Origin of the sequence: Stenotrophomonas sp. Marseille-Q4652 (genome assembly GCF_916618915.1) — a bacterium.
GTDB lineage: Bacteria > Pseudomonadota > Gammaproteobacteria > Xanthomonadales > Xanthomonadaceae > Stenotrophomonas.
The window spans coordinates 1,242,827-1,266,155 of record NZ_CAKAKE010000001.1 but is presented as its reverse complement, the minus strand read 5'-3'; the positions used below and the strand labels follow the sequence as shown (position 1 = coordinate 1,266,155).

Genomic DNA, 23,329 nt, shown 5'->3' with positions numbered 1-23,329 from the left:
GCGAATCGAATGTAACAGAAGTTTTTTGCCTCAGACCGGGGGCTACGCTTGGCCAGGGTCGCCGACTTCATCTAGTTCCCGACGCACCTGCGCCAGCAGCTCCTCGGCCTTGTGTGGGCTGTCGCCGATGTAGGCCAGCGTCAGCAGCGTCAGCGGATGCACACCCATCACCTCGCACAGCTCGGCCAGCTTGTTCAAGGTCGGGCTTTTGAGGTCGCGTTCGAGGGTGCTCATATAGGTGCGGCTGGACACGTCAGAGAAGGCTTCCTGGCTCAAGCCACGCGCCTTCCTGACCGTCTTCAACGCCTTTGCCAATGAGTACCGAGCCGCCACCTATGGTTTCCCTTCAAAAACCAAGATGACAACCTATTGCGCTCTATAGGGCTACAATCTATAGTGTTCACTAGGTGCCGCCCTCCGCTTTCGTGTCTTTACAGAAATCCGCATCGGCGGGTTCCTGTAGAGCCATGGAACCGCATCCGTGCTTGCGCACGAAGGCGTAAATCCGGTGTGGCGGTTCTGCGCTTCGGCGTGAAACCGCATCCGTGCATCATTGGATTTGTGGGATTGCCGACCATGCCCCAGCCACTTGCCACCGTCCCGGAGCGCGCGCAACTGCTCGCCAACGGCGAGGCCCGCGCCGCTGGCCGGGCCATCGACCCTGTGCCTGTGGTGCGGCTGTTCACCCCTGACGCGCACCTCATCTGGCTGCTGGCCGCGCTCGATCCTGCGGACGGCGATACGGCCTACGGCCTGATCGACCTCGGGCTGGGGATGCCGGAGCTGGGAACAGTGAAGCTGTCCGACCTGGCCGGCATCGTCGGGCCGCTCAAACGACCCGTGCTGCGCGACCTCTATTTTCGGCCAGTGCGCACCCTTGCGGAATACACCCGGCTGGCCGAGCGCGACGGGGCTATCCCGGACTGAATACGGCCTACTGTGACTTTTCCAGTCTGGTGTCATACCGGGTAAGTCTCAATCGGGATTCTTGCGGCGTAGCCGCACCAGTCTGATCCAAATAGACATGATGCCTGGCGTGGGCTGCGGCAGGCTGGCCTGTACGGCGCCCCACATCGGGGCGCTGCCGCCGCAGCATTGAGACGAATACCGCAACGCATCGGAGCCAATCGGTCTTGACAGCCTCAGCCACCATTTTTACCCATGACGTTCTGACGATGGCGATGTAGCGCGTAGCCCAGCCGTGGCGGCGATTCCTGTTCCCAGGAGGTTGCGTCATGGCCGACCGCGCCGCCGAGCCTTGGTATCCGACTGCCGCGTATCTGTACGTGCTGCATCTGGACAGCCTTGCGCTCGCCTGGGAGTACCTGCGCAGGCACCCCGACTACCGGCTCGACTGGCTGCGCCATCGTCGCCGGCCGCAGGCGGCACAGGAAGCGGCGCAACGCTGGGGCTTGCGCCTGCTGGAAGACCCGGCCCTGGATGCGCGCGACGCGCATCCGGCCTGGCTGCCCGGCCACGCTGCGATGGTGCAGCTTTACCCGGACGAAGATCCACCACCCGATGCCTCGATCTTCGCGTTCTGGCGCATCCCCGGCCATAAGCAACTGCTCCATGACGGCAAACGGCTGGCGCTGATCGCACGCAGCCCAGGCCATTGCCTGCGCTTCGCGCTCGCGCCCGGCCTGGAAGACGGCATGGCTGTCGCCTATGCCCATCGCGGCGTCGCTGTCGCGCCTGCGCGCAACCAACCGCGCAGCGTGGGCTTGGGTGTCGCCAAACCCCGGCCAGCACCCGCCGCTCTGCTGGAGCTGCACACCTTGCAGGCGCTCGACGCGACCCTGGCGGGCGCGTCCTTGCGCGATGTAGGCGAAGGGCTGTTCGGTGCCGACGCCGTGGCCGATTGGTACAGCGACGGCGGCCTGCGCTCCAAGGTGCGCCGCTTGGTGCGGCGCGGCGATGCGCTGATGCGCGGCGGCTATCGCCACCTAGCACAGCTTCCGTCGCTTGAGAAGGGTCGTCTTGAAGCAGACGCAGAACGGCCCTAATCCAAAACCCCTCGCTTCTTGAGACTGCCTCCATCCGGTCGCGCTGTGTGGCCGGACGTTATCAACCGATGGAGGCTCACACCATGCGTCCCGCTCCCTTGCGACCTGCCGCCACTGTCTCGACCGCTGCCGCGCAGCCCCAACGCTATCTCACCAACGACGAAGCCGCCGAGTACCTGCGCCTGTCGCCGCGCACGCTGGAAAAGCAGCGCGTGATCGGTGGCGGCCCTCGCTTTCGCAAGTTCGGCCGGCGCGTCATGTACGCGGTGGCCGACCTCGATGCTTGGGCTGCCGACCGCAGCTTCGAGACGACTTCCGATCCCGAGTACGCCGAGCACCACTCGGCCGACAACCGTGCACGCTGATCGGCGGCGCGCGGCAGACCATCCCCATGTCCAGCACCGCGCTGCCGTCCCGGCAGCGGCCGATGCAGGAGCGCGAACAGCTCGACCTGTTCCGCGCCTTGCCCGGCGACATGGCGCCGCGAGACAGCCAGGATTTGATGGCCTATCCGTTCTTCTCGCTCGGCAAGTCCAAGCGGGTCAAGCCCATCGACTTCCGTGCGGGCAACGTAACGATCCGCGTGGAAGGCACGCAGGAGCACGGCATCGCCACGATCTGGGATGCGGACGTGCTGATATGGGCGGCTTCGCAGATCGTGGAGGCAAAGGACGCGGGCCTGCGCCCGTCGCGGCTGATGCGCGCCACGCCCTACGAGATTCTGCGCTTCATCGGGCGCGGCACGTCGCTTCACGACTATCTGCGCCTCAAAGCCGCGCTCGACCGGCTGCAATCGACCACGGTGGCCACATCCATCCGCGAAACCACGGGAAGACGATTGCACCGCTTCTCGTGGATCAACGAGTGGCGCGAGCTGGCCGATGCCAGCGGCGTGCCGCTGGGCATCGAGCTGATCTTGCCCGACTGGTTCTATGCCGGCGTGCTCGATGCCGCCCTGGTGCTGACCATCGACCCCGCGTACTTCCGCCTCAAAGGCGGCATCGAGCGGTGGCTGTACCGCCTGGTGCGCAAGCACGGCGGGCGGCAGGAGCACGGTTGGCAATTCGACTTCCGGCACCTGTACCGCAAATCCGGCAGCGCGGCCCGCTTCTCGGACTTCGCCTACGACCTGCGCGTTCTGGTGGCGCGGCAGTCGTTGCCCGGCTACATCCTCGGTATCGAGCGGATGCCGGACGACAACACCGAGCTGCTGAACTTCCGGCCCGTGCTGCATACGGCACGGGGATAACTGCGGTAAAGCCTGTGGACGGCCTCGTGCTATCAGGAGTACCGGGTATCGTGCTATCAGGAGTACGACCCTCGTGCTATCAGGAGTACGAAAGCGCCGCAAAGCCAATAACGGCGCGGGTTTGCGTTTCCTCTAACTTACCTAACAAGAAATACATAACTTTTAGTAGAAGCGCGCCGTTTCGGTGGACAACCACGAAACGGCACGGCCAGGCCGGCTTTCCAGTACGGAGGGCCGCGCCATGATCCTCGCGTTGCTCAACCAGAAAGGCGGCGCCGGCAAGACCACGCTCGCCACCCACATCGCCGGCGAGCTGGCGATGCGCGGCCAGCACGTCATCCTGCTGGATGCCGACCCGCAGGGTTCTTCGCTCGACTGGATGCAGCGCAGAAGCCAGCAGGGCTTGCCACGGCTGTTCAGCGCCGTGGGCCTCGCCCGCGAAACGCTGCATCAGGAAGCGCCGGAGCTGGCCCGCCGCGCCGATCACGTCATCATCGACGGCCCGCCGCGCATCGCCGCCTTGGCGCGCTCCGCGCTGCTGGCGGCCGAGCGCGTGCTGATTCCCGTACAGCCCAGCCCGTATGACCTGTGGGCCAGCGCCGAGATGGTGGCGCTGATTCGCGAGGCACAGGTGTTCCGGCCTGCGCTGCGCGCGGCCTTCGTCATCAACCGGCGCGTCAGTACCACCATCATCGGCCGGGAAGCGCGGCAATCGCTGGCCGAACAGCCGCTGCCGGCGCTGCGCAGCGAAGTGCGCCAGCGCATCGTCTTCGCCGACAGCGTGGCCGCTGGCCGACTCGCCCGCGAGACGGCGCCCGACAGCGCCGCCGCGCGCGAGATCGCCGCGCTCACCGATGAACTGCTGCGGTGGCCGACATGAGCAGCCCGCGCAGCAAGCGCGTCGGCATCGGCGCACGTCCGCCCGCGAATCCGCACGCCGAGGCGTGGATTCGCCAGGGCGATGCCGATGCGCTCAACAAAGGCGACCTCTACACCGCACGCCTGACGCTCGACGTGACGCCCGCGCTGCGCGCGCGCATCAAGATCGCCGCCTTCGGTCAGGGCGTGACCGTGGCCGAGCTGTTGCGCGGCCTACTGGAACGGGAGTTTCCAGAACACCGCAGGGAGAACACGCCATGAACGCATCCGCTTCGCCTGCCGCTCACGCGGCGACGGCTGCACCGGCTGCTGCGCCGCCGCCTTCGCTTTCGACGCTCGCCGGCCAGGCTGGCAGCGTGCCGCTGACTCGCGTATCGCTCGCCTACATCGAACCGCGCTTCAAGCTCTACCTGCGTTTCGGCGAACCGGCGCGCACGCTACGGCTCGACCGCTGGCGGCGCTGCGCGGTGTTCCTGCCGCGTGCAATGTTCTGTCGCGTGCGCTGGGAGGCAAACGACTACGGCACGATCCGCTGGCAGCTCATGGTGATGCAAGCCGCCACGCCGCTGGACGACATGCAGCGCATCCCCGGCGTGCGACCAGGCGCACGCCTGCTGCTGCACGCCGAAGGCGAAAACGCGGTGCGTGCCGTGGTGGAACGCATCGACGGCATCGACGCGCAGGGCATCGCCGCCATCGACGTGTCGCCCGCGTACTGGCGCACGCTGGGCAACCGTCTGGCGGCCCGCCTGGCGCTGCCCGAATACACCGCCGAGCGGCACGCCGCCTGGCTGGCCGGAAGGGCGCTGCCATGACGACCCAATCCAATACCCCATGCACGCACGAAGCCGCGCCGCATCCTCGCTCGCGTCGATGCGCTCGCCTCGCGCTGGCGGGCTTCGCCGCCGTCGGCGTCGCTGCGCTGGCCTGGGCGGCTTTCGTGTCGCCGCTGCCGCGTCTGACCTACAACCCGTCCGACAGCGTGGCGGTCGGCTGGTATCGCATCGAACCGTTCGACCCGCGCACCGCCTCGCTGCCACGTCCGTTGTCCGTGGACAGCATCGTGCTGGTGCCTCTGCCCGACAGGGCCGCCATGCTGGCTGCGCAGCGCGGCTACCTGCCGACCCGCGTTCCGCTGCTCAAACGTGTGGGCGCGGTCGCGCCGCAACACGTCTGCATCGTCGCCGGCCAGGTTCACATCGACGGTGTGCCTGCGGCCGCCGCGCTGCCTGCCGACCGGCTGGGCCGGCCGCTGCCATCCTTGCAGCTTTGCCGCCGCCTTGAACCGGGCGAGCTGTTCCTGTTGAGCGTGACCAATCCGGCATCGTTCGACAGCCGCTATTTCGGGCCGGTCAGCGCATCCGCCGTGATCGGCGTCGCGCATCCCGTTTGGCTGGAGGCACGCCCATGATGGCCGCCGATTCGCTGCACGTTGCCGTGCCTCTCATCGTGCCATCGGGCATACCGTTCCGGCTGCTGCCGCCGTGTCGTCGCGCGTGCAGCGCGGGCGCACTCGTGCCGCACCTCGCGCAACATCCGGCGCAGCCGTCCAACCTGCAGGCGTCTTGCCTCGAACGCGCCCGACCTGTGGCCCCCATCGCGTCCATCTGCGCGTTCGCCCGGCGGGCTGGCTGCAAGCAGCGCAGCGCCGCCGGGCCGCCGACGCCCGGAGCGACAGCGAGGGGGAAAGGCGGAAGGCAAGACAAAAGGACGCGGCACCGGGCCGCGTCGAAAGCCTGTCTGCACATGGGGGGAACGCGGCACGGAGCGGCTTCGCCGCCGTGCCGCGTTCGGCGCGAGGCCCGCGCCAATGCAGGCATATCCGCGTGCTTCGCACGACAGGACACGCCATAGCTTGCAGGGAGCGCAGCCATGACCGACCGCCGCGACGAAGATTTCCGCGTGCGTCCCAGCGCCCCGAAGAACCGGGGCAAGGGCCAGGGGCAGAGCTTCATTTCCAAGGTGCTCAAGCAGGCAGGCAAGGCCAGCAGCGGCAAGTCGGCGGTGCGCCGTCCTGCCACTGGCAGCGCCGGCCAGCGCCCCGGCTCGCGCCTGGGGCGCGGCCACACGGCGGCGCGCTTCGCCGGGGCGAAGCTGACGCCCATGTCGCGGCGCGTGACCATCAAGACCCTGCTGGTCAACCGGCGCAACGCCAGCCCGCAGTCGCTCGCCAAGCACCTGCGCTACATCGAGCGCGACGGCGCCGGCCGCGATGGCGAGCCGGGTCGAGCCTACGGGCCGCAGACCGACGAAGCCGACCTGGATGCCTTCAAGGAGCGGGCCGCCGACGACCGACACCATTTCCGCTTCATCGTCTCCCCGGAGGACGGCGCCGAGCTGGACGACCTGCGCACCTACACCCGGCATCTGGTGAACCGGATGGAAGCCGACTTGGGGACGCGGCTGGATTGGGTGGCGGTAGATCACTGGAACACCGACAACCCACACACCCACCTGATCGTGCGCGGGCGCGACGACACCGGCAAAGACCTCATCATCGCGGGCGACTACATCGCCGATGGCTTCCGCCATCGTGCCGCCGAACTGGCGACCGAATGGCTGGGGCCGCGCACCGAGCTGGAGATCCAGCAGACCCTGCAGCGCGAGGTGGAGCAAGAGCGGTGGACTAGCCTGGATCGCACCTTGCAGCGCGAGGCCGGCGAGGATGGCCGGGTGCAGATCGAACGGTTCAACGAACCGCGGCTGCAACGCCAGCGCCTGCTGCTGATCGGCCGGCTGCAACGCTTGCAGCACCTGGGCCTGGCCGACGAGACGCAGCCCGGCACCTGGGCCGTCCATGCCGATGCCAAAAAGACCCTGCGCGCCCTCGGCGAGCGTGGCGACATCATCCGCACCATGCAGCGGGCCATGCGCGGCGAGCCGCGCGAGCTGGCGGTGTTCGAGCCGGGCGACGATGGCCGAACCATCCTCGGTCGCGTAGCCGCGAAGGGGCTGGCCGACGAGCTGCGCGACCGTGGCTATCTGGTTATCGACGGCGTGGACGGCAAGGCACACTACGTTGCACTCAACGCCCGCGACGAACTGGCGAACTATCCCACCGGAGCCGTGGTAGAGGTACGCGGTTCAGCCGAGGTGCGGGCGGCCGACAAGAACATCGTCGCGTTGGCGAGCCATGGCCTGTACCGCACCGCTCATCACCTAGCGATCGAGCATAGCCGAGCCAAGCCCGGCCGCAACCCGCAGGAGGTCGTCGCGGCCCATGTTCGCCGGCTGGAAGCCCTGCGCCGGGCCGGCATCGTGGAGCGCGTGGCCGAAGGGCTATGGAAGGTGCCGGACGACCTGGCCGAACATGGCCGCCAGTACGACGCGCAGCGCCTCGGCGGTGTGGCCGTGGAGTTGAAATCGCACCTGCCCATCGAGAGGCAGGCCCGCGTGATCGGGGCCACCTGGCTCGACCAGCAACTGATCGGCGGCGGCAAAGGGCTGGGCGACCTGGGCTTTGGTGGCGACGCCAAGCAGGCCATGCAGCAGCGCGCCGACTTCCTGGCCGGACAGGGGCTGGCGGAGAAGCGCGGCCAGCACGTGATCCTGGCCCGCAATCTGCTGGTGACGCTGCGCCATCGGGAACTGACGCAAGCCGCGAAGGACATTGCCGCCGAGACCGGCCTGGAGCATCGCCCGGTCACGGATGGGCAGCGCGTAGCCGGCATCTATCGACGCTCGGTCATGCTCGCCAGCGGGCGCTATGCGATGCTCGATGACGGCAAAGGGTTTAGCCTCGTGCCGTGGAAGCCCATCATCGAACAGCGGCTTGGGCAGCAACTCGCCGCGGCGGTGCGCGGCGGCGGAGTGTCCTGGGAGATCGGACGGCAGCGTGGACCGACCCTGGGGTGAGCCGTACTCGCAACGCCACTTTGGATATCCCCGGCGAACGAGTCAGGCCGGCTGCTGTTCCTTCGAGACGAACCTCAACCCAACCCCAGGTTCGGTGACGATGTAGCGAGGAGCGGAGGCATCGTCCCCCAGCTTGTGGCGCAACTTGCCCACGAGAATGCGCAGGTAGTGGGTATCTTCCTCATGCGTCGGCCCCCACATCTCCCGCAGTATCTGTGCCTGCGTCACCAGCCGTCCCGGTTGCCTGACCAGCAAGGCCAGCAGAGAGAACTCCTTGCGGCTCAGCGTGACGGCTTCTCCATGAACGGCCACTTCCCGTTGCGCCAGGTCGATTCGGAGAATCCCGTCGTCGTAGATCGGGCCATCTTCCGTCCCTGTCGCCACCGTGCGCAGGAATGCGCGAATGCGTGCCATCAGTTCCTCGACACCGAACGGCTTGGTCACGTAGTCGTTGGCCCCTGCGTCCAGCAGGGCCACCTTTTCGTCCTCGCCGGAGCGTACCGTCAGCACGATGACGGGCACGCGCGACCATTGCCGCAGTTCCTTGAGCACGTCCTTCCCGTCCATATCCGGCAACCCCAGGTCTAGGACGACGAGGTCGGCCCCTTTGCTGGCCAGCAGCGTCAGGCCCTCCCGGCCTGTTCCCGCCAGCAGGGTCGCGTAGCCCTGCGACCGCAAGCTGATGTCGATGAACTTGCGGATCTGGGGTTCGTCATCGACGACAAGAATCCGGGCGGACGACGCACCCGGAGTCGATTCATTGGGAAGTCCCATCATGCTCTTTCGTCTCCTGATTCGCGTATCCGCCCCAAGGCAGGGTCAGGCGGATGGTGGTTCCTTGGCCTTCCGGGCCAGGCAGCGCCTCGACGCTACCCATGTGGGCACCTACGATACCTTGGACGATCGTCAACCCCAGGCCGGTTCCCTGCTTGCCTCGGTCGCCACGTTCGACGCTGTAGAACATATCGAAGATACGCCGTCGTTCTTCCTCTGGAATGCCCGGCCCGCGATCCGAGATGTCGATCTGCACTTGATCGTCCTCTGTCCGTCGAATTTGCACCTTGAGAGGCACCCCCGGAGGGGAGAACTTCGCCGCGTTCTCCATGACGTTGAACAAAGCCTGCTCGATGAGCGCGGGGTGGACATGGATCGGAGGCAGATCCGGTGGAATGTCGTGTTCGATGCGGACATCGGGCTCGTACCGTTGCAGGCGCCGCGACGCCGAGCCCACCAGTTCGTCGATGCCGATCCAGTCGCGTGTCAGCGTCAGTCCCTGCTGCCCGAGCCGGGTCATGTCGAGCAGGTTCTGGATGTACCGATCCAGGCGCTCGCCTTCCACATGGATGGTCTCCAGCAGGCTTTGCTGATCTTCCGGCCCCATATCCTTGCCGTAGCGAGCCAGGCTGTCCGCCGCTCCGATCATCGACGACAGGGGCGAACGCAGGTCGTGCGACACCGACGACAGCAGCGCAGACCGCAGGCGCTCCGTTTCTCCGGTGACGCGCGCTTCCTCCAGTTCCGACACCAACCGCGTGCGCTGGGCGGCCTGGCCAATGTCCTCCACCATGCTTTCCGCCAGGCGGCGCTGCTCGAACGAAAGTCGCCCCATGCCCGACGGGAACCTCAAGCCGGCCACGCCCAGCGTGTTTTTGTCCGAGCGCACCGGCAGAAACAACCAGGACGAATGGGTCAGGGTGTCCGTGTAGCGCCCACTCGCCTGCCCGTGCTGCTGCGTCCAGTCGGCCGCCATCAGATCCTTCTCGGTCAGATGACTCGCGGCAGCGGCGGGACCGGACTCGCCGTTGATTCGTATCCACGCCTCGGCGTGCAAGGTCGATTGCAGAACCGATGAGCCTGATGCGATGACCTGCCCGAGATCGGCTGCCTTGGCGAGATGGCGTCCCAGGTTCTGCATGGCCGTCGCATGCGTGTTCGCCGCTCGCAACGCCACGACTTGCATGCGCAGTTGTGAAGCTAGTCGCCCGGCAATCAGAGCCGCCGCCAAGAACAGCAACACGGTGGCCACACCACGGTGAGCACTGATCAGGAAGGTGTAGCGCGGCTCGATGAAGAAGAAGTTGTATGCCACGAAACACAGCCCGGCGGTAATGACGGCCGAGAGCATGCGGGTCCGTGAGGCGACCAGCATGACCGCCACGAGAAAGATCAGGGACAGATCCTGCAAGCCCAGCGTGCGCTCGGCCAAGGCCGCTGCACCGATAGCGCCGACGCTGGCCAGCAGGATCAGCAAGGCCTCCCGCTTCGTCAGGCCACCGCCGGCAAGACCTGGCAACTGCATCGCCCGCTGCCGGGCCTGCGGCGTGCTGACGATCGTCAGCTCGTAGCGTGCGCCGCGCTGCAACAGTTGCTGCGTCAGCGTGCGATTGAAGATGCGGGCGATGGGGCGCTCGCGCGTGCGGCCGATCACGATGGATCGTGCGCCGCGCGCCTCGGCGGCATCGAGCAAGGCTTGGGTGACGTCGGTGTTGTGTAGCACTTCCGTCTCGCCCCCCAGGTTGCGCGCCAGCGCGAATGCCTTGTCGATCTCGGTCAAGCGCTCCTGCTCCGCACGCGCAACCATGTTGAGCGTGGGGGCCGTCCGGTCAAGGTCGTCAGTGTGCAAGGCGGCATCGGCCGAGCGCCCGGTCTCCACCGTGACCACCGACCAGGGAGCGCCCCGGCGCTCGGCAATTCGGGCGCCCGCTCTCACGAGGTATTCCGACTGCCCCCGGCCGTCAATGGCGATCAGCACATGGCGCTGGATGGAAATGCCCTCCAGGCCGCGCGCAGCGCGTGTCTCGCGCAAGTCAGCATCGACGTGCTCAGCCACGGTCTGCATCGCCAGTTCGCGCAGCGCGGTGAGATTCGACGGAGAGAAGAACGCTTGCAGCGCCTGGGCGGCCTGCTCGGGCAGGTACACCTTGCCTTGGTTCAGGCGTTCGATCAGTTCGCGTGCGGGCAGATCGACCAGGCGGATGTCGCGCAGGCGCTCGAAGACGGCGTCTGGGACGGTCTCGCTCACCCGAACGCCGGTGATCTGATGCACCACGTCGTTCAGGCTTTCCAGATGCTGGATATTGACCGTGGTGTAAACGTCGATACCAGCGTTGAGCAATTCCTCCACGTCCTGCCAGCGTCGCTCATGGCGGCTTCCGGGGGCGTTGCGATGGGCTAATTCATCGACCAGGGCGATGGCCGGCTTGCGTGCCAGCAGCCCATCCAGATCCATTTCCTCCAGTTGCCGCCCTTGGTAATCCACCTTCTTGCGAGGCAGCAACGGCAATCCCTCGACCATCGTCTGCGTCTCGCTGCGACCATGCGTCTCGACGATACCAATGACGACATCCACCCCCTGGCGGTGGAGTTCGCGTGCGCGTGCCAGCATGGCGTAGGTCTTGCCGACGCCAGGGGCAGCGCCCAGGAACACCGTCAGGCGTCCCGCCGTCTGGCGCCGGAGTTCACCCAATAGGGCGTCGGCCTGTCCCGCATGTTCGGTTCCCATGACAGACCCAATCCTCAACGTGTTGTCATTGCCTGCATATCGTCTTACCTTGCGTTTCCGATCCGTGATGGATCACATCGCGCAAGTGCCTCCGGCGTCCATCCATCAAATAATGCTTTGATTTCAATAGGTTTCTTGCAGGCTTGCAAGGCCCCTCGAAATGCTCAATCCGAGAACAGCGAGGCCGTATGAGCCAAAAGCTCAAGATGCTCCTGATTTGCCGGACTGGGAACCAGCAGCACCAGGGCGTCGGATACGAGCCCCGCGTCCGGGGCATCGAAGTCCAGTCCTGGCACGAGACGCACGTACAGAGCGCGAATATGATTCAGACCGCTTACCCTGGCATGGGGAATGGCAACGCCTAGACCCAACGCCGTCGATCCTGCCATTTCTCGTCGCATCAGAGCGGAGGCGACGGCATCCGCGGGCAAATTGCCGATGCGTTCAGTATGCAGGCCAATGGTCTGGAACAATTGCCGCTTGTCAGCGACCTCCAAGCCGAGCAGCAGGTCTTCGGTCTGAACATAGCGACTCAGTGCAGTCATTGCTTGGCCACAGGCGTCTTGGCGACCGCATCCAGCGCCAGATTCAACTCCAGCACATTCACGCGAGGCTGGCCCAGCAAACCCAGTTGCTTTCCCTCCGTATGCTGGGACACCAAGCCTTCGATGACATCGCGTGAAACACCGCGCGCATGTGCCACGCGATCAATCTGGATGGCGGCGGCTTGCGAACTGATGTGCGGGTCGATGCCGCCGCCGGATTGAGTGACCAGATCGCTGGGTATAGCGGAAGGTTCGACACCATACCTTTGCGCCAGGGCAGCTCGCGTCTCATCGACACGCTTGCGCAAGTCTGGATTGGTACGGGCCTGGTTGCTCCCAGCCACCGCCATCACATCGTAGTTGGCCGCGGAGGGGCGCGACTGGAAGTAGCGATCGTCCGAGAACGGCTGCGCCACCAATGAGGAGCCGAGGACCTTGCCATCGCGCTCGATCAGGCTGCCATTGGCCGTGCTCGGGAACAGCGCCTGGCCGAGCCCGACTCCGGCCAGCGGATACAGCAGACCGAAACCGACCAGCGAAATGATCGCCAGGCCGATGGAGCCGCGGAGCAGGTCCTTGTCGGAGATGGTCGGGGACACATTACCCGGTGTGCGGAGAGTGGTAATTGCGTTATGAGACATGATCGAATCCTCAGAGAGAGAACATGGCGGAGATCGCAACGTCGATCACCTTGATCGCGATGAAGGGCAGCAGGACGCCACCAACGCCATAGACCAGCATGTTGTTGCGCAGCAGTTGCGTCGCGCTCGCGGGCTTGAAGCGCACGCCACGCAGGGCCAGCGGAATCAGCAGCGGGATGATGATGGCGTTGAAGATCAGCGCCGACAGCACGGCGCTGTTCGGGCTCGACAGGTTCATGACATTGAGCGCCGCCATCTGCGGGATCGTTGCGGCGAACAGCGCCGGCAGGATGGCGAAATACTTGGACACGTCGTTGGCAAGCGAGAAGGTAGTCAGCGCGCCGCGCGTGATGAGCTGCTGCTTACCGATCTCCACCACGGCGAGCAACTTGGCCGGATCGGAGTCGAGATCGACCATGTTGCCGGCCTCTTTGGCCGCCTGCGTGCCCGAGTTCATCGCCAGGCCCACGTCGGCCTGGGCCAGCGCCGGCGCATCGTTGGTGCCGTCGCCCACCATCGCCACCAAGCGACCGCCAGTCTGTTCGGCACGGATACGCGCGAGCTTGTCTTCCGGGCGCGCCTCGGCGATGTAGTCATCGACACCGGCCTCGGCCGCGATGTTCGCCGCCGTGAGCGGGTTGTCGCCCGTAATCATCACGGTCTTGACGCCCATCTCGCGCAGGCGGGCGAATCTCTCCTTGATGCCGTGCTTGATCACGTCGGACAGTTCGATGACGCCCAACACGTGCCGGCCATCGCTGACCACGAGCGGCGTGGCACCCTTGCGAGCCACATCCGCGACACGCGCTTCGAGTTCTGCGGGGATGACGCCGCCCAGCATCTGCACATGCCGCGCGATCGCGTCCATCGCACCCTTGCGTATGACGCGCTCGCCAGGCAGGTCCACGCCCGACATGCGCGATTGCGCGGAGAACGGCACGAAATGCGCGCCTTCGGGTTCATCGAGCGTCTCGTTCTTGCCGCGTGCGAGCTTGACGATGGACTTGCCTTCCGGCGTCGGATCCGCCAGCGAGGCCAGCAGCGCCGCCTGACGCAGTTGCGCAGCGTCCACCCCGGCCAGCGCGTGGAACGCAGTGGCCTGCCGATCGCCGTGGGTAATAGTGCCGGTCTTGTCCAGCAGCAGCACGTCCACGTCGCCTGCGACCTCCACGGCCTTGCCCGACTTGGCCAGCACGTTGGCCTGTAGCGCGCGGTTCATGCCGGCAATGCCGATGGCCGGCAGCAACCCGCCGATGGTGGTTGGGATCAGGCACACCAGCAGGGCGACCAGCAGCACGACGTTGACGTTCACGCCGACGAAGCCACCGATGAAGGGCAGCGTCACGACGACGATCAGGAAGGTCAGCGTCATCACGCCGAGCAGGATGCCCAGGGCGATTTCGTTGGGCGTCTTCTGCCGGTTGGAGCCTTCCACCAGCGCGATCATGCGGTCGAGGAAGCTGTTGCCCGGCTCGGCGGTGACGCGCACCACGATGCGGTCGGACAGCACCTTGGTGCCGCCGATCACGCCGGAACGGTCGGTGCCGGCCTCGCGCAGCACAGGCGCTGACTCGCCGGTCACGGCGGCCTCGTTGATCGTCGCCAGACCTTCGACGATCTCGCCGTCGGCAGGCACCAACTGGCCTTCTTCGATCACGACATGATCGCCGGGGCGCAGCTCGGCGGCCGGCACCGTCTTCTCGCCGCCGGCGGCGTCCAGCCGCCGGGCCATCAAATCCTTGCGGGCTCGGCGCAGCGACGCCGCCTGTCCGCGTCCGCGGGACTCGGCCACCGCTTCGGCGAAGTTGCCGAACAGCACGGTAATCAGCAGGATCGCGGTCACAGCCCAGCCGAAGCCGGGTTGCGCCCAACCCGCGAGGGTGGCGACCGCCGTAACCAGCGTGCCGAGCCAGACCACGGCCATCACGGGGTTCTTGATGATGTGCTGCGGCGCCAGCTTGATGAAGGCGTTGACCAGGGCAGGCGCGAAGCCGCGCTCATCCAGGCGCGAGCGGCGGCCCGCGTGTTCTTTGGAGGTCGTATGGTTCATGACATTTTCCTCAACGCGCGATCAGGCTCAGGTGATCGGCCACAGGGCCTAGCACCAGAACGGGCATGAACTGAAGCAGCGTCAGGATGAGAATGACGGCGATCAGCGTGAGCGCAAAAGTGGGGGTTTCGATCTGCAGGCTTCCCGTGCTCTCCGGGGCCTGGCGCTTGCGCGCGAGCATCGCTGCGATTACCAGCGGGATGATGAGAGCCGGATAGCGACCCGCGGCGAGCACGAAGCTGGTAGTGACGTTCCACCATACGGTGGCATCGCCCAGTCCCTCGAAACCGGAACCGTTATTGGCGAAGGCCGAGGTGTACTCATAGAACACTTGGCTGATGGCGTGGAAACCCGGATTCGAGTTTCCTGCCAAGCCGGGAACGGCCAGCGTAACCGCGGTCAAGCCCAGCAGGATCAACGGCTGCAGCAGCACGAGCACCGCAAGCAGACGCACCTCTGGCGCTTCGATCTTGCGTCCGAACAATTCCGGCGTGCGTCCAGTCATCAGGCCCGCCAGGAACACACTGAGCAAGAGATAGACGATGAACTGCTGCAAGCCGCAGCCGATGCCACCCCAGATCGCATTGATCAACATGTCGCTGATCGTGACCAGGCCGGTCAGCGGAGCCAGCGAATCGTGCATGGAATTGACCGAGCCGTTAGACGTCTGTGTCGTCAATGCAGCCCACAACGCGGAAGGCCCAGCACCGAAGCGGACCTCCTTGCCTTCCATCAACGCGATGTCCTGCGAGGTTGGGGAGAAGCCTTCGGACCAGATGGCAAAGCCTGCTGACACGACCGACATCGTCAACATCGTGCCGAACACCAACCCGGCGAACTTACGTCGTCCGGTCAGTCCACCGATCATGAACACCACCGCGACTGGCACCAGAATGAGCGCCAAGGTTTCAAGCAGATTCGACAGCGGCGTGGGATTCTCCAGAGGCACCGCACTGTTGGGGCCATACCAGCCGCCGCCGTTGGTGCCGAGCTGCTTGATGGCGACCATGGGCGATACCGGCCCCAGCGGAATCTTCTGCTCCTTCATCTCGACCGTCGTATCGACGGGCGCGACCACGGGGCCGCCGTCCAGCGTGGCCGGCACGCCCTGGCTGGTCAGCAGCACCGACCACAGCAGGCACAGCGGCAACATGAAGCGCAGCGTGGGGCGGATCACGTCGGCCCAGTAGTTGCCGACGTCCACAGGCACCTGATCCTGGCCCTCGGCCTTGCGCGCTTGCGCATTGCGGCCGCCGAAGAGTCCACGCAGCGTCGCTACGACCAGCGCAAGTCCCATCATCGGCGTAATGACCTGCAGGGTCACGATGCCCATCATGTGGGCGAGGTATGAGAGCTGGGCCTGCCCGGAGTAGTGCTGCTGGTTGGTGTTGGTCAGGAAGGACACCATGGTGTGCAGCGCCAGATCCCAGCTCATGTTGGGCGCGCCATTGGGATTGAGCGGTAGCCATGCCTGGGTCATCAGGATCAGCCACACGACGATGGCCAGCACCAAGTTGCTCAACAGAAAAGCGCCTGCGTACCCGCGCCAGCTCATGCCGCGCTCAGGTTTCGTACCGATCAGCGCGTAGAAGGGCCGCTCCAACCGTAGGAACAGCCCGTCGCCGCGCATCGGGGCGCCGCGCATCACCGCGGCCAGATAGCGACCGAGCGGCCATCCGAGACCGATCGCCAGGGCAAATACCAGAAGAAACTCAGTCATGATCGGACTCCATCAACGTGTAGCGCGGGGGAGTGGTGGCCATCACGCTCCCCCATCAGAAAGAAGCCTGGATGGCGAACTCGGCGCGCGAGCCTGCCATGCCGGGGAACAGTCGTTTGGCCGCCGAGTCGGTGCCATGCAGGGTCAGGCGGACCTCGAACGGCGCATTGAACGTCCAGACGACACCGACCGAGCCGTGCGTGTAGCTGTCGGCATAGGCGTCGTCGAGGACGTAGCGGGCCACGCTGCCTTCGACGCGCCACTGGTCATTGATCGGATAGCGGGCACCAAGAAGCGCATACGTGCCCGTGCTGTCCGTGGCCATGGCGTTGTTCGAGTGCCCTACAGCCAGCCAGTAGTTGTCGCGCCACGTGAGGCTGGCATTGATCTCGTTCCAGTTCAGATTGGTGTCCGCCGAGGGGTACTGGTAGCGCAGGAGATAGACATCCAACGCCCAATCAGCGGCGATCTTTCCGCTCCACCCTGCGGCGAAGTCGAATTCGCTGCGCGCGCCGTTGTCCGGCTCGAACTTGACATTCGACCCCCAGATAGAGACATACAGTCCGGACTCGTGGGCGTACTTTCCACCTGCCTGGATGGCAGGGTTTTCGCGCGTCTGAGACGAACCGCGCCAAACGTAGTCCGACGTCAGCGCGGCGTTGCCTGAAACCTGCGCTTGCGCGCTGCTCGCCATTCCCAGCAACAGCCCAGCGACGGCAACGACATTGGCGGTCGGACGAATATTCTTGAGAGACATGTTTTGCTTCGCAAATCAATGGCGAAATAGCCAGACTCAAGTATTCGATAGAGGCCCGTAAATTCTCCATTCAGAGAAAGGGCTCTCGCATAAATTCTGCGTAAACTTTAGGCGGGGCTTGAGCCTTCCAAGCACGATGAAGACATGCCGCAATGCAAGGGCATGTCGGGCCGATCCTCGGACGAAGCAGCCGGGCAGGAATTTACGGTGAATTTACGGCGAACCATCCGCGACTCGGATATGGTTTCCCGATTTGCATGCTTGGAGATGTTGGTGCCCTCGGTATTGCAGGACATCATCTTCGTTGCTGTTGTCGTGATCGCCTTTATCGCACTCTTTCGCGTATCCGAAGGAGCCGGAAAGTGGTTCGAGAATCACTTTAGAAAGCCATCATCACACAGCAGGCGCCGAGAAGGCGCACACGAAAAATAGTATTCCGTGAGGAGGCAACAGTCTCTCTGGCGGGGATGCGGTTTCGGCTGGCAATGCAGCGTGATGAGATCAAGAGAATGGAGCTACGTCATCTTCGTTGTTTTCTCGCAGTCGCAGAAGAACTCCACTTCGCTCGTGCGGCCGAGCGGCTGCACATAGAGCAGTCTCCGCTATCACGAACCATCAAGGAACTGGAAGACGAATTGGGCGCGCGACTGTTCGCGCGTACCACGCGCAGCACCCGACTGACCCGTGCGGGCAAGTTGTTTCTGGAGCATGTGCCGCGTGTCTTCGCCGCCTTGCAGCAGGCGCGGGACAGCGTGAAGGCCGCGGCCAACGGCTTTCACGCCCAAATACGCATCGCGTTGTCCGACGGCATTACACCCTCGCGCCTGCCAACCCTGCTGGCGTTGTGCCGCCAGGAGGAGCCCGAGATAGAGATTCGCTTGTTCGAGGTTCCGCTGTCACAGCAGATCAAGGGCTTGCAAGAGGACTTGTACGACGTAGGATTCGCTCAATCGGATGAAGTGGGTGAAGCGCTTGTCGCCGAGCCGGTGTGGAGCGATTCGCTGATGGTGGCCGTGCCGGCTCGGCATACGCTGCTCAAATACAAGCGCATCCCCTTGGACGAAGTCCTGCGTCATCCGCTGGTGCTGTGTGATCCGCAGGTGTGCGAGGGCCACGCAAAGCAGATCGAGCGGGTGTTGCGACGGGCGGAGACGGAGCCGCTGATTGCCGAACGAGTGGCATCCTGCGACCTGATGATGGCGCTGGTTTCGGCCGGCTTTGCCTTGGGCCTGACGGGGGCAGCACACATTGCGGCCAGCCGCGAGCCTGGCGTGGTCGCCCGTCCCCTCGAAGGCCGTTCGCCCGTGCTGACCACCTACCTGCTGCGCCCAGCCGGCGAGCCATCGAGAACCTTGGTGCGATTCATTGAGCGGGTGCATTCCATCGAATCGCCCGACGGCGCCAGGACCAGGTCCCGGCCTCAATCTCATGTTTCGGAGGACAGTGAGCCATGAACAAGATCACACCGTTCCTGCTGACCGCAGTGCTGGCCGCTTGCGGTCAGTCCGAGACACCGACGTCGGCCGCTGTGCCGACGGTCGAGGAACTTGCGGCCAACCCCGAACGGCTCAAGGCGCTTCGCCAACAGTGCAAGCTCGATCGCGCCAAGCTGGGTGATGAGTTGTGCAACCGCGTGGCCGAGGCCACGCGCAAGCGCTTCTATGGGGACGGAACCGTGCCCTACACGCCGCCCGAGAAGCCACCGAAGTTCTGATCGCAGCTTCCGCACCACAAACTCAAAATAGATTTCTCTACACGCCGCAATGCGCCCGCGCTTGCGGCGTTTTTTCTTCTTTCGCCACTGCGCGAACTCTTGTTTTTTGCTCGACCTTTCTCCCGATAAAGGTCTTTGACCGGCACCGAGCCTAGCTCTGATCCTCGCCTGTGCGGCACGAATGCGTGCCGTTTTCGAGCGAGGAATCAGCGCAGGAGAAATCGGGAGCCGGGCCATGCAAGGAACAAATGTGCTGTTCGGGCAGATCGCCGCCGTATTCGGCATCGTGATCGCCGGCGTGTGGAGCGCCACACAATGGACAGCAGCGGCCCTTGGCTATCAAGTACGCCTTGGCTCGCCCTGGTTCGACTTTCTTGGCACGTCGATCTACCACCCGTGGAAGCTGTTTGAGTGGTGGTTCTTCTTCGGCGCCTATGCGCCGGAAGTCTTCGACACCGGCGGCGCCATTGCCGGCGCGAGCGGCATGGTCGCCGTGGGCGTTGCCATCGCCATGTCGGTCTGGCGCTCGCGCCAAGCGCGCCTGGTCACGACCTACGGCTCTGCGCGCTGGGCGAACGCGCAGGACATTCGCAAGGCCGGCCTCACGCAGCCTGCCGGCGTGTTCCTGGGCCTGCACGATCGCCAGTACCTGCGGCATGAAGGCCCGGAACACGTCCTGACCTTCGCGCCCACGCGCTCGGGCAAGGGCGTTGGCCTGGTGGTGCCCACCTTGTTGAGCTGGTCGGCATCGGCCGTCATCCACGACATCAAGGGCGAGAACTGGCAGATCACCGCCGGCTGGCGCTCGCGCTTCTCGCATTGCCTGCTGTTCAACCCCACCGATGCGAAGTCGGCCGCCTACAACCCACTGCTGGAGGTTCGGCGCGGCGCGCATGAAGTGCGCGACGTTCAGAACATCGCGGACATTTTGGTTGATCCCGAAGGCGCGTTGGAGCGCAGGAACCATTGGGAGAAAACCAGCCACGCGCTGTTGGTCGGCGCGATCCTGCATGTGCTCTACGCAGGCAAGGACAAGACGCTGCGGGGCGTTGCGAACTTCCTTTCCGACCCGGCCAGCCCGTTCGAGCTGACCCTGCACCGGATGATGACCACGCCGCACCTCGGCGATGGCCCGCATCCCGTGGTGGCATCCGCCGCACGCGAAGTCCTCAACAAGAGCGACAACGAACGCTCGGGCGTGCTGTCCACGGCCATGTCGTTCCTCGGCCTGTACCGCGACCCGACGGTGGCCGAAGTCACCTCGCGCTGCGACTGGCGCATTGCAGACCTGATCGCGGCCGAACATCCGGTGTCGCTGTATCTGGTGGTTCCGCCTTCGGACATTTCGCGGACGAAGCCGCTGATTCGCCTGATCCTCAACCAGATCGGGCGACGGCTCACCGAATCGCTCGATGGCTCCTATGGCATCGAGCGCCGCCACAGGCTGCTGCTGATGCTCGACGAATTTCCGGCACTGGGCCGCCTGGACTTCTTCGAGACGGCCTTGGCCTTCATGGCGGGCTACGGCATCCGCAGCTTCCTCATCGCTCAGAGCCTGAACCAGATCGACAAAGCCTACGGCCAGAACCACTCGATTCTGGACAACTGCCATGTGCGCGTGACGTTTGCGACGAACGACGAACGCACGGCCAAGCGTATTTCCGAGACGCTGGGCACCGCGACCGAGCTGCGTGCGCAGCGCAACTACGCGGGGCACCGGCTCGCGCCATGGCTCGGGCATCTGATGGTGTCGCGCCAAGAAACAGCGCGCCCGCTGCTGACGCCGGGCGAGGTGATGCAGCTTCCACCGGACGAAGCCGTGGTGATGGTGTCCAGCGTCGCGCCGATCAAGGCGAAGAAGCTGCGCTACTACGCGGACAGCAATTTCAAGCGCCGCGTGTTTCTACCGCCTTCACTGGCGGACGGGCAGTACGCAGATGCGCCGCCATCGCGGCCTGACGACTGGAGTGGCCTGGCCATTCCCGCTGTGCCCGTCGCGCCTACGGCCGATGCCGCCGAGGGCTTCGCTGCCTCTGCCGACGACGGAGGCCCGCGCCGTCAGCCCGAACTCTCGGGAACCGTCGCCTACGCCCCCGAGTTGGCCGTGCCTGCGGCCGACCTCGCGCTGCTCGATGACGACGACGACCTGCCGCTTCCCCTTCCTCGCCAGCTTGACCCCGCCATGCAGCGCACGGCTCGGCTGGCTTCCCTCGACCCCAACGATGGAATCGAGCTATGAGCCACTACCGCCTGAACCTCTTTATCCAGCCCGAGCACGCCAAGCGGCTCGATGAGCTTGCCGCCAAGAAAGGCTTGTCCAAGTCGTCCATCGTCGCGGCGGCGCTCGCATCGTGGCTATCGCCCGATGCCGCCGACCAGCGCGAAGCGGCCATCGCCAAGCGGCTGGATCGCCTGTCGCGCCAGGCCGAGCGCATGGAGCGCGATCAGAACATCGCCATCGAAACGCTGGCGCTGTTCATCCGCTACTACCTGACCGTCAGCACGCCAGTCCCCGAGGCGCACCAAGAGGCCGCTCGCGCCCAGGGCAAAGCGCGCTTCGAGCAGTTCGTTGAACAGTTGGGTCGCCACCTGCTGCGCGGTCGAAGCCTGGTGCGCGACGTGGTGGAGGAACTGCACCCCGACCTGATGCGGATGGAGGACGCGGCGGCAGCCGCGCAAGCGCAGGAGCGTGCGTCATGAGCGCCGTTCCGCAGTCCATGACCGCTACGTCGCTCGACCGCCGCATCCAGATGCTGCGCACGGCGATGGGGCCGCTGATCGCCGCGGCGCTTGAAGACCCCGACGTGGTGGAGGTGATGCTGAATCCCGATCGCACCCTTTGGGTGGATCGGCTTTCCAGTGGGCGTGCGCCGATGGGCGTCGAGATGCCCGAGGCCGATGGCGAGCGAATCATCCGCCTCGTCGCGGCCCACGTCGGCGCGGAAGTCCATCGCGGCCAGCCGCTGCTCTCCGCCGAGCTGCCCGAAACCGGCGAACGCTTCGAGGGCATCTTGCCGCCGGCAGCGCCGGGGCCGGCCTTTGCGCTGCGCAAGCGCGCCATCGGCGTGATTCCGCTGGAGCGGTACGTCATCGACGGGATGATGACCAGCGCCCAGGCGGGCTTTCTCGTTCGCGCCGTGCGCGAGCGCCAGAACGTCCTGATCGCCGGGGCCACCAGCAGCGGCAAGACGACCTTGGCCAATGCGCTGCTAGCCGAGATCGCCGCCACGGGCGACCGCGTGCTGGTGCTCGAAGACACGGTGGAGCTGCAATGCGCGGCCCGCGACCACGTTCCGCTGCGCACGCGCGCAGGCGTGGTGTCGATGACCGAGCTGGTGCGCTCGTCCATGCGCCTGCGGCCTGATCGCGTCGTCGTCGGCGAGGTGCGCGGCGCCGAGGCGCTGGATCTCATCAAGGTGTGGGGCACCGGCCACCCCGGCGGCATCGCCACGATCCATGCCGGCTCCGCGCTCGGCGCGCTGCTGCGCCTGGAACAACTGATTCTCGAAGTGGCGGTGAATCCGCCCCGTGCGCTGATCGCCGAGGCGGTCAACGTGGTGATCCACATCGCCGGGCGCGGACGCAAGCGCCGCATCGAGAGCATCGCCCGTGTCGTCGGCTTCGACGGCGTGGGCTACCGATTGGCGGATGGGTCGGCCGACGCGATGGACGCGCCGTTTCCCGAACTGCCGCCGATCTCCGATGCCGCACCCGCTGCGGCGACTTCCTCGTCCCCTGACCAACTTGGAGAACTGCCATGACGCAGATGACTATTCCTGCTTTCCGTGTTTCCGTAAATCCGGCTTTGCGCCTTGCACGGCTGCGCTGCCTGGCCCGCCCTGCGGGGCAAGGGCTGCTGCTGGCCGCGCTGCTGCTGTTCCTGGCTGGAACCGCGCAGGCCGCCGGTTCCTCGATGCCGTGGGAAGGCCCGCTGCAATCCATCCTCGAATCCATCCAGGGGCCGGTGGCGCGCATCGTCGCGGTCATCATCATCATCGCCACGGGCCTCGCGCTCGCGTTCGGCGACACGTCGGGCGGCTTTCGCAAGCTGATCCAGATCGTGTTCGGCTTGAGCATCGCCTTCGCTGCGTCCTCGTTCTTCCTGTCGTTCTTTTCGTTCTCTGGCGGGGCTGTCGTATGAGCGGCCCGGACAGCTTCGCGGCCGGGTTCGAGGTGCCGCTGCATCGCTCGCTCACCGAGCCGATCCTGCTGGGCGGCGCACCGCGCACCGTGGCGATTGCCAACGGCACGCTGGCCGCCGCCGTCGGGCTGGGCCTGCAACTGTGGATTCCTGGCGTCGTGCTCTGGATCGTCGGCCATTCGCTGGCGGTGTGGGGTGCGCGCGTCGATCCGCAGTTCATGCAGGTCTTCGCCCGGCACATCAAGCACCGCCCGCTGCTGGACGTGTGAG

General features: G+C 65.4%; 25 protein-coding genes. 17 read left to right on the top strand and 8 right to left on the bottom strand.

Features of this window, described 5'->3' with window-relative positions; genetic code table 11:
- Positions 1 to 42: 42 nt before the first annotated feature.
- Positions 43 to 333 carry a helix-turn-helix transcriptional regulator gene (locus tag LG380_RS05855; RefSeq protein ID WP_114482148.1) on the bottom strand — a complete coding sequence of 97 codons (291 nt, stop codon included), beginning with the start codon at positions 331 to 333 and terminating at the stop codon, positions 43 to 45.
- A gap of 243 nt (positions 334 to 576) precedes the next feature.
- Here LG380_RS05855 and LG380_RS05850 point away from each other — a divergent pair, with 243 nt between their 5' ends.
- The 9 genes from LG380_RS05850 to LG380_RS05810 all read left to right on the top strand — a co-directional run bounded on the left by LG380_RS05850 (position 577) and on the right by LG380_RS05810 (position 7,989).
- On the top strand, positions 577 to 927 hold the full coding sequence (locus tag LG380_RS05850) for a DUF2958 domain-containing protein (protein WP_114482147.1): 351 nt from the start codon (positions 577 to 579) through the stop codon (positions 925 to 927).
- 308 nt (positions 928 to 1,235) lie between these two features.
- Positions 1,236 to 2,006 (top strand): DUF2285 domain-containing protein, encoded by a 771-nt coding sequence (locus LG380_RS05845; RefSeq protein ID WP_225763993.1) that lies wholly within the window; start codon positions 1,236 to 1,238, stop codon positions 2,004 to 2,006.
- An 83-nt stretch (positions 2,007 to 2,089) separates the two neighbouring features.
- Positions 2,090 to 2,371 carry a helix-turn-helix domain-containing protein gene (locus LG380_RS05840; protein WP_041863808.1) on the top strand — a complete coding sequence of 94 codons (282 nt, stop codon included), beginning with the start codon at positions 2,090 to 2,092 and terminating at the stop codon, positions 2,369 to 2,371.
- Between the two features lie 26 nt (positions 2,372 to 2,397).
- Positions 2,398 to 3,255, top strand: a complete 858-nt coding sequence (locus LG380_RS05835) for a replication initiator protein A (protein WP_225763992.1) — start codon at positions 2,398 to 2,400, stop codon at positions 3,253 to 3,255.
- Positions 3,256 to 3,496: 241 nt separating this feature from the next.
- Positions 3,497 to 4,135 (top strand): ParA family partition ATPase, encoded by a 639-nt coding sequence (gene parA / locus LG380_RS05830; RefSeq protein WP_225763991.1) that lies wholly within the window; start codon positions 3,497 to 3,499, stop codon positions 4,133 to 4,135.
- On the top strand, positions 4,132 to 4,395 hold the full coding sequence (locus LG380_RS05825; RefSeq protein WP_197597097.1) for a chromosome partitioning protein ParB: 264 nt from the start codon (positions 4,132 to 4,134) through the stop codon (positions 4,393 to 4,395). The genes parA and LG380_RS05825 overlap by 4 nt, the downstream gene beginning before the upstream one ends.
- Complete coding sequence (locus LG380_RS05820) at positions 4,392 to 4,949, top strand: DUF2840 domain-containing protein (protein WP_225763990.1); 558 nt, start codon at positions 4,392 to 4,394, stop codon at positions 4,947 to 4,949. Before LG380_RS05825 ends, LG380_RS05820 begins: the two co-directional genes overlap by 4 nt.
- Positions 4,946 to 5,545, top strand: coding sequence for a S26 family signal peptidase (locus LG380_RS05815; RefSeq protein ID WP_225763989.1), 600 nt, complete (start codon positions 4,946 to 4,948; stop codon positions 5,543 to 5,545). Before LG380_RS05820 ends, LG380_RS05815 begins: the two co-directional genes overlap by 4 nt.
- A 461-nt stretch (positions 5,546 to 6,006) precedes the next feature.
- Positions 6,007 to 7,989 (top strand): relaxase/mobilization nuclease and DUF3363 domain-containing protein, encoded by a 1,983-nt coding sequence (locus tag LG380_RS05810; protein ID WP_225763988.1) that lies wholly within the window; start codon positions 6,007 to 6,009, stop codon positions 7,987 to 7,989.
- A gap of 42 nt (positions 7,990 to 8,031) precedes the next feature.
- On the opposite strand, the gene LG380_RS05805 is transcribed toward LG380_RS05810, so the two are convergent.
- From LG380_RS05805 to LG380_RS05775, 7 genes are all read right to left on the bottom strand, one after another.
- A complete protein-coding gene (locus LG380_RS05805) occupies positions 8,032 to 8,766 on the bottom strand; it encodes a response regulator transcription factor (RefSeq protein WP_225763987.1) in 735 nt (244 codons plus the stop codon).
- On the bottom strand, positions 8,747 to 11,491 hold the full coding sequence (locus LG380_RS05800; RefSeq protein ID WP_225763986.1) for a sensor histidine kinase KdpD: 2,745 nt from the start codon (positions 11,489 to 11,491) through the stop codon (positions 8,747 to 8,749). Before LG380_RS05800 ends, LG380_RS05805 begins: the two co-directional genes overlap by 20 nt.
- Before the next feature lie 164 nt (positions 11,492 to 11,655).
- Positions 11,656 to 12,036, bottom strand: coding sequence for a PTS sugar transporter subunit IIA (locus LG380_RS05795; RefSeq protein ID WP_225763985.1), 381 nt, complete (start codon positions 12,034 to 12,036; stop codon positions 11,656 to 11,658).
- The gene (gene kdpC / locus LG380_RS05790; protein WP_225763984.1) at positions 12,033 to 12,677 is read right to left on the bottom strand and encodes a potassium-transporting ATPase subunit KdpC; all 645 of its coding nucleotides are present in this window, start codon (positions 12,675 to 12,677) and stop codon (positions 12,033 to 12,035) included. Before kdpC ends, LG380_RS05795 begins: the two co-directional genes overlap by 4 nt.
- Before the next feature lie 10 nt (positions 12,678 to 12,687).
- A complete protein-coding gene (kdpB, locus tag LG380_RS05785) occupies positions 12,688 to 14,727 on the bottom strand; it encodes a potassium-transporting ATPase subunit KdpB (protein WP_225763983.1) in 2,040 nt (679 codons plus the stop codon).
- Positions 14,728 to 14,737: 10 nt separating this feature from the next.
- A complete protein-coding gene (kdpA, locus tag LG380_RS05780) occupies positions 14,738 to 16,447 on the bottom strand; it encodes a potassium-transporting ATPase subunit KdpA (RefSeq protein WP_225763982.1) in 1,710 nt (569 codons plus the stop codon).
- 55 nt (positions 16,448 to 16,502) lie between these two features.
- Entirely contained in the window at positions 16,503 to 17,204 is a 702-nt protein-coding gene (locus LG380_RS05775; RefSeq protein ID WP_225763981.1) for a TorF family putative porin, read from the bottom strand.
- Positions 17,205 to 17,348: 144 nt separating this feature from the next.
- Between LG380_RS05775 and LG380_RS05770 the strand changes: the two genes are divergently transcribed.
- The 8 genes from LG380_RS05770 to LG380_RS05735 all read left to right on the top strand — a co-directional run bounded on the left by LG380_RS05770 (position 17,349) and on the right by LG380_RS05735 (position 23,328).
- The gene (locus LG380_RS05770; protein ID WP_225763980.1) at positions 17,349 to 17,636 is read left to right on the top strand and encodes a hypothetical protein; all 288 of its coding nucleotides are present in this window, start codon (positions 17,349 to 17,351) and stop codon (positions 17,634 to 17,636) included.
- Between the two features lie 77 nt (positions 17,637 to 17,713).
- Positions 17,714 to 18,658, top strand: coding sequence for a LysR substrate-binding domain-containing protein (locus LG380_RS05765; protein WP_225766463.1), 945 nt, complete (start codon positions 17,714 to 17,716; stop codon positions 18,656 to 18,658).
- Positions 18,655 to 18,918, top strand: coding sequence for an EexN family lipoprotein (locus tag LG380_RS05760; protein ID WP_225763979.1), 264 nt, complete (start codon positions 18,655 to 18,657; stop codon positions 18,916 to 18,918). Before LG380_RS05765 ends, LG380_RS05760 begins: the two co-directional genes overlap by 4 nt.
- 235 nt (positions 18,919 to 19,153) lie before the next feature.
- Entirely contained in the window at positions 19,154 to 21,157 is a 2,004-nt protein-coding gene (locus LG380_RS05755) for a conjugal transfer protein TraG (protein ID WP_225763978.1), read from the top strand.
- Positions 21,154 to 21,618, top strand: a complete 465-nt coding sequence (locus LG380_RS05750) for a CopG family transcriptional regulator (protein ID WP_225763977.1) — start codon at positions 21,154 to 21,156, stop codon at positions 21,616 to 21,618. The genes LG380_RS05755 and LG380_RS05750 overlap by 4 nt, the downstream gene beginning before the upstream one ends.
- Positions 21,615 to 22,679 (top strand): P-type conjugative transfer ATPase TrbB, encoded by a 1,065-nt coding sequence (gene trbB / locus LG380_RS05745; RefSeq protein WP_225763976.1) that lies wholly within the window; start codon positions 21,615 to 21,617, stop codon positions 22,677 to 22,679. Before LG380_RS05750 ends, trbB begins: the two co-directional genes overlap by 4 nt.
- The gene (locus LG380_RS05740; RefSeq protein WP_044316518.1) at positions 22,676 to 23,059 is read left to right on the top strand and encodes a TrbC/VirB2 family protein; all 384 of its coding nucleotides are present in this window, start codon (positions 22,676 to 22,678) and stop codon (positions 23,057 to 23,059) included. Before trbB ends, LG380_RS05740 begins: the two co-directional genes overlap by 4 nt.
- Positions 23,056 to 23,328, top strand: coding sequence for a VirB3 family type IV secretion system protein (locus LG380_RS05735; RefSeq protein ID WP_016452334.1), 273 nt, complete (start codon positions 23,056 to 23,058; stop codon positions 23,326 to 23,328). The genes LG380_RS05740 and LG380_RS05735 overlap by 4 nt, the downstream gene beginning before the upstream one ends.
- Position 23,329: the final 1 nt, after the last annotated feature.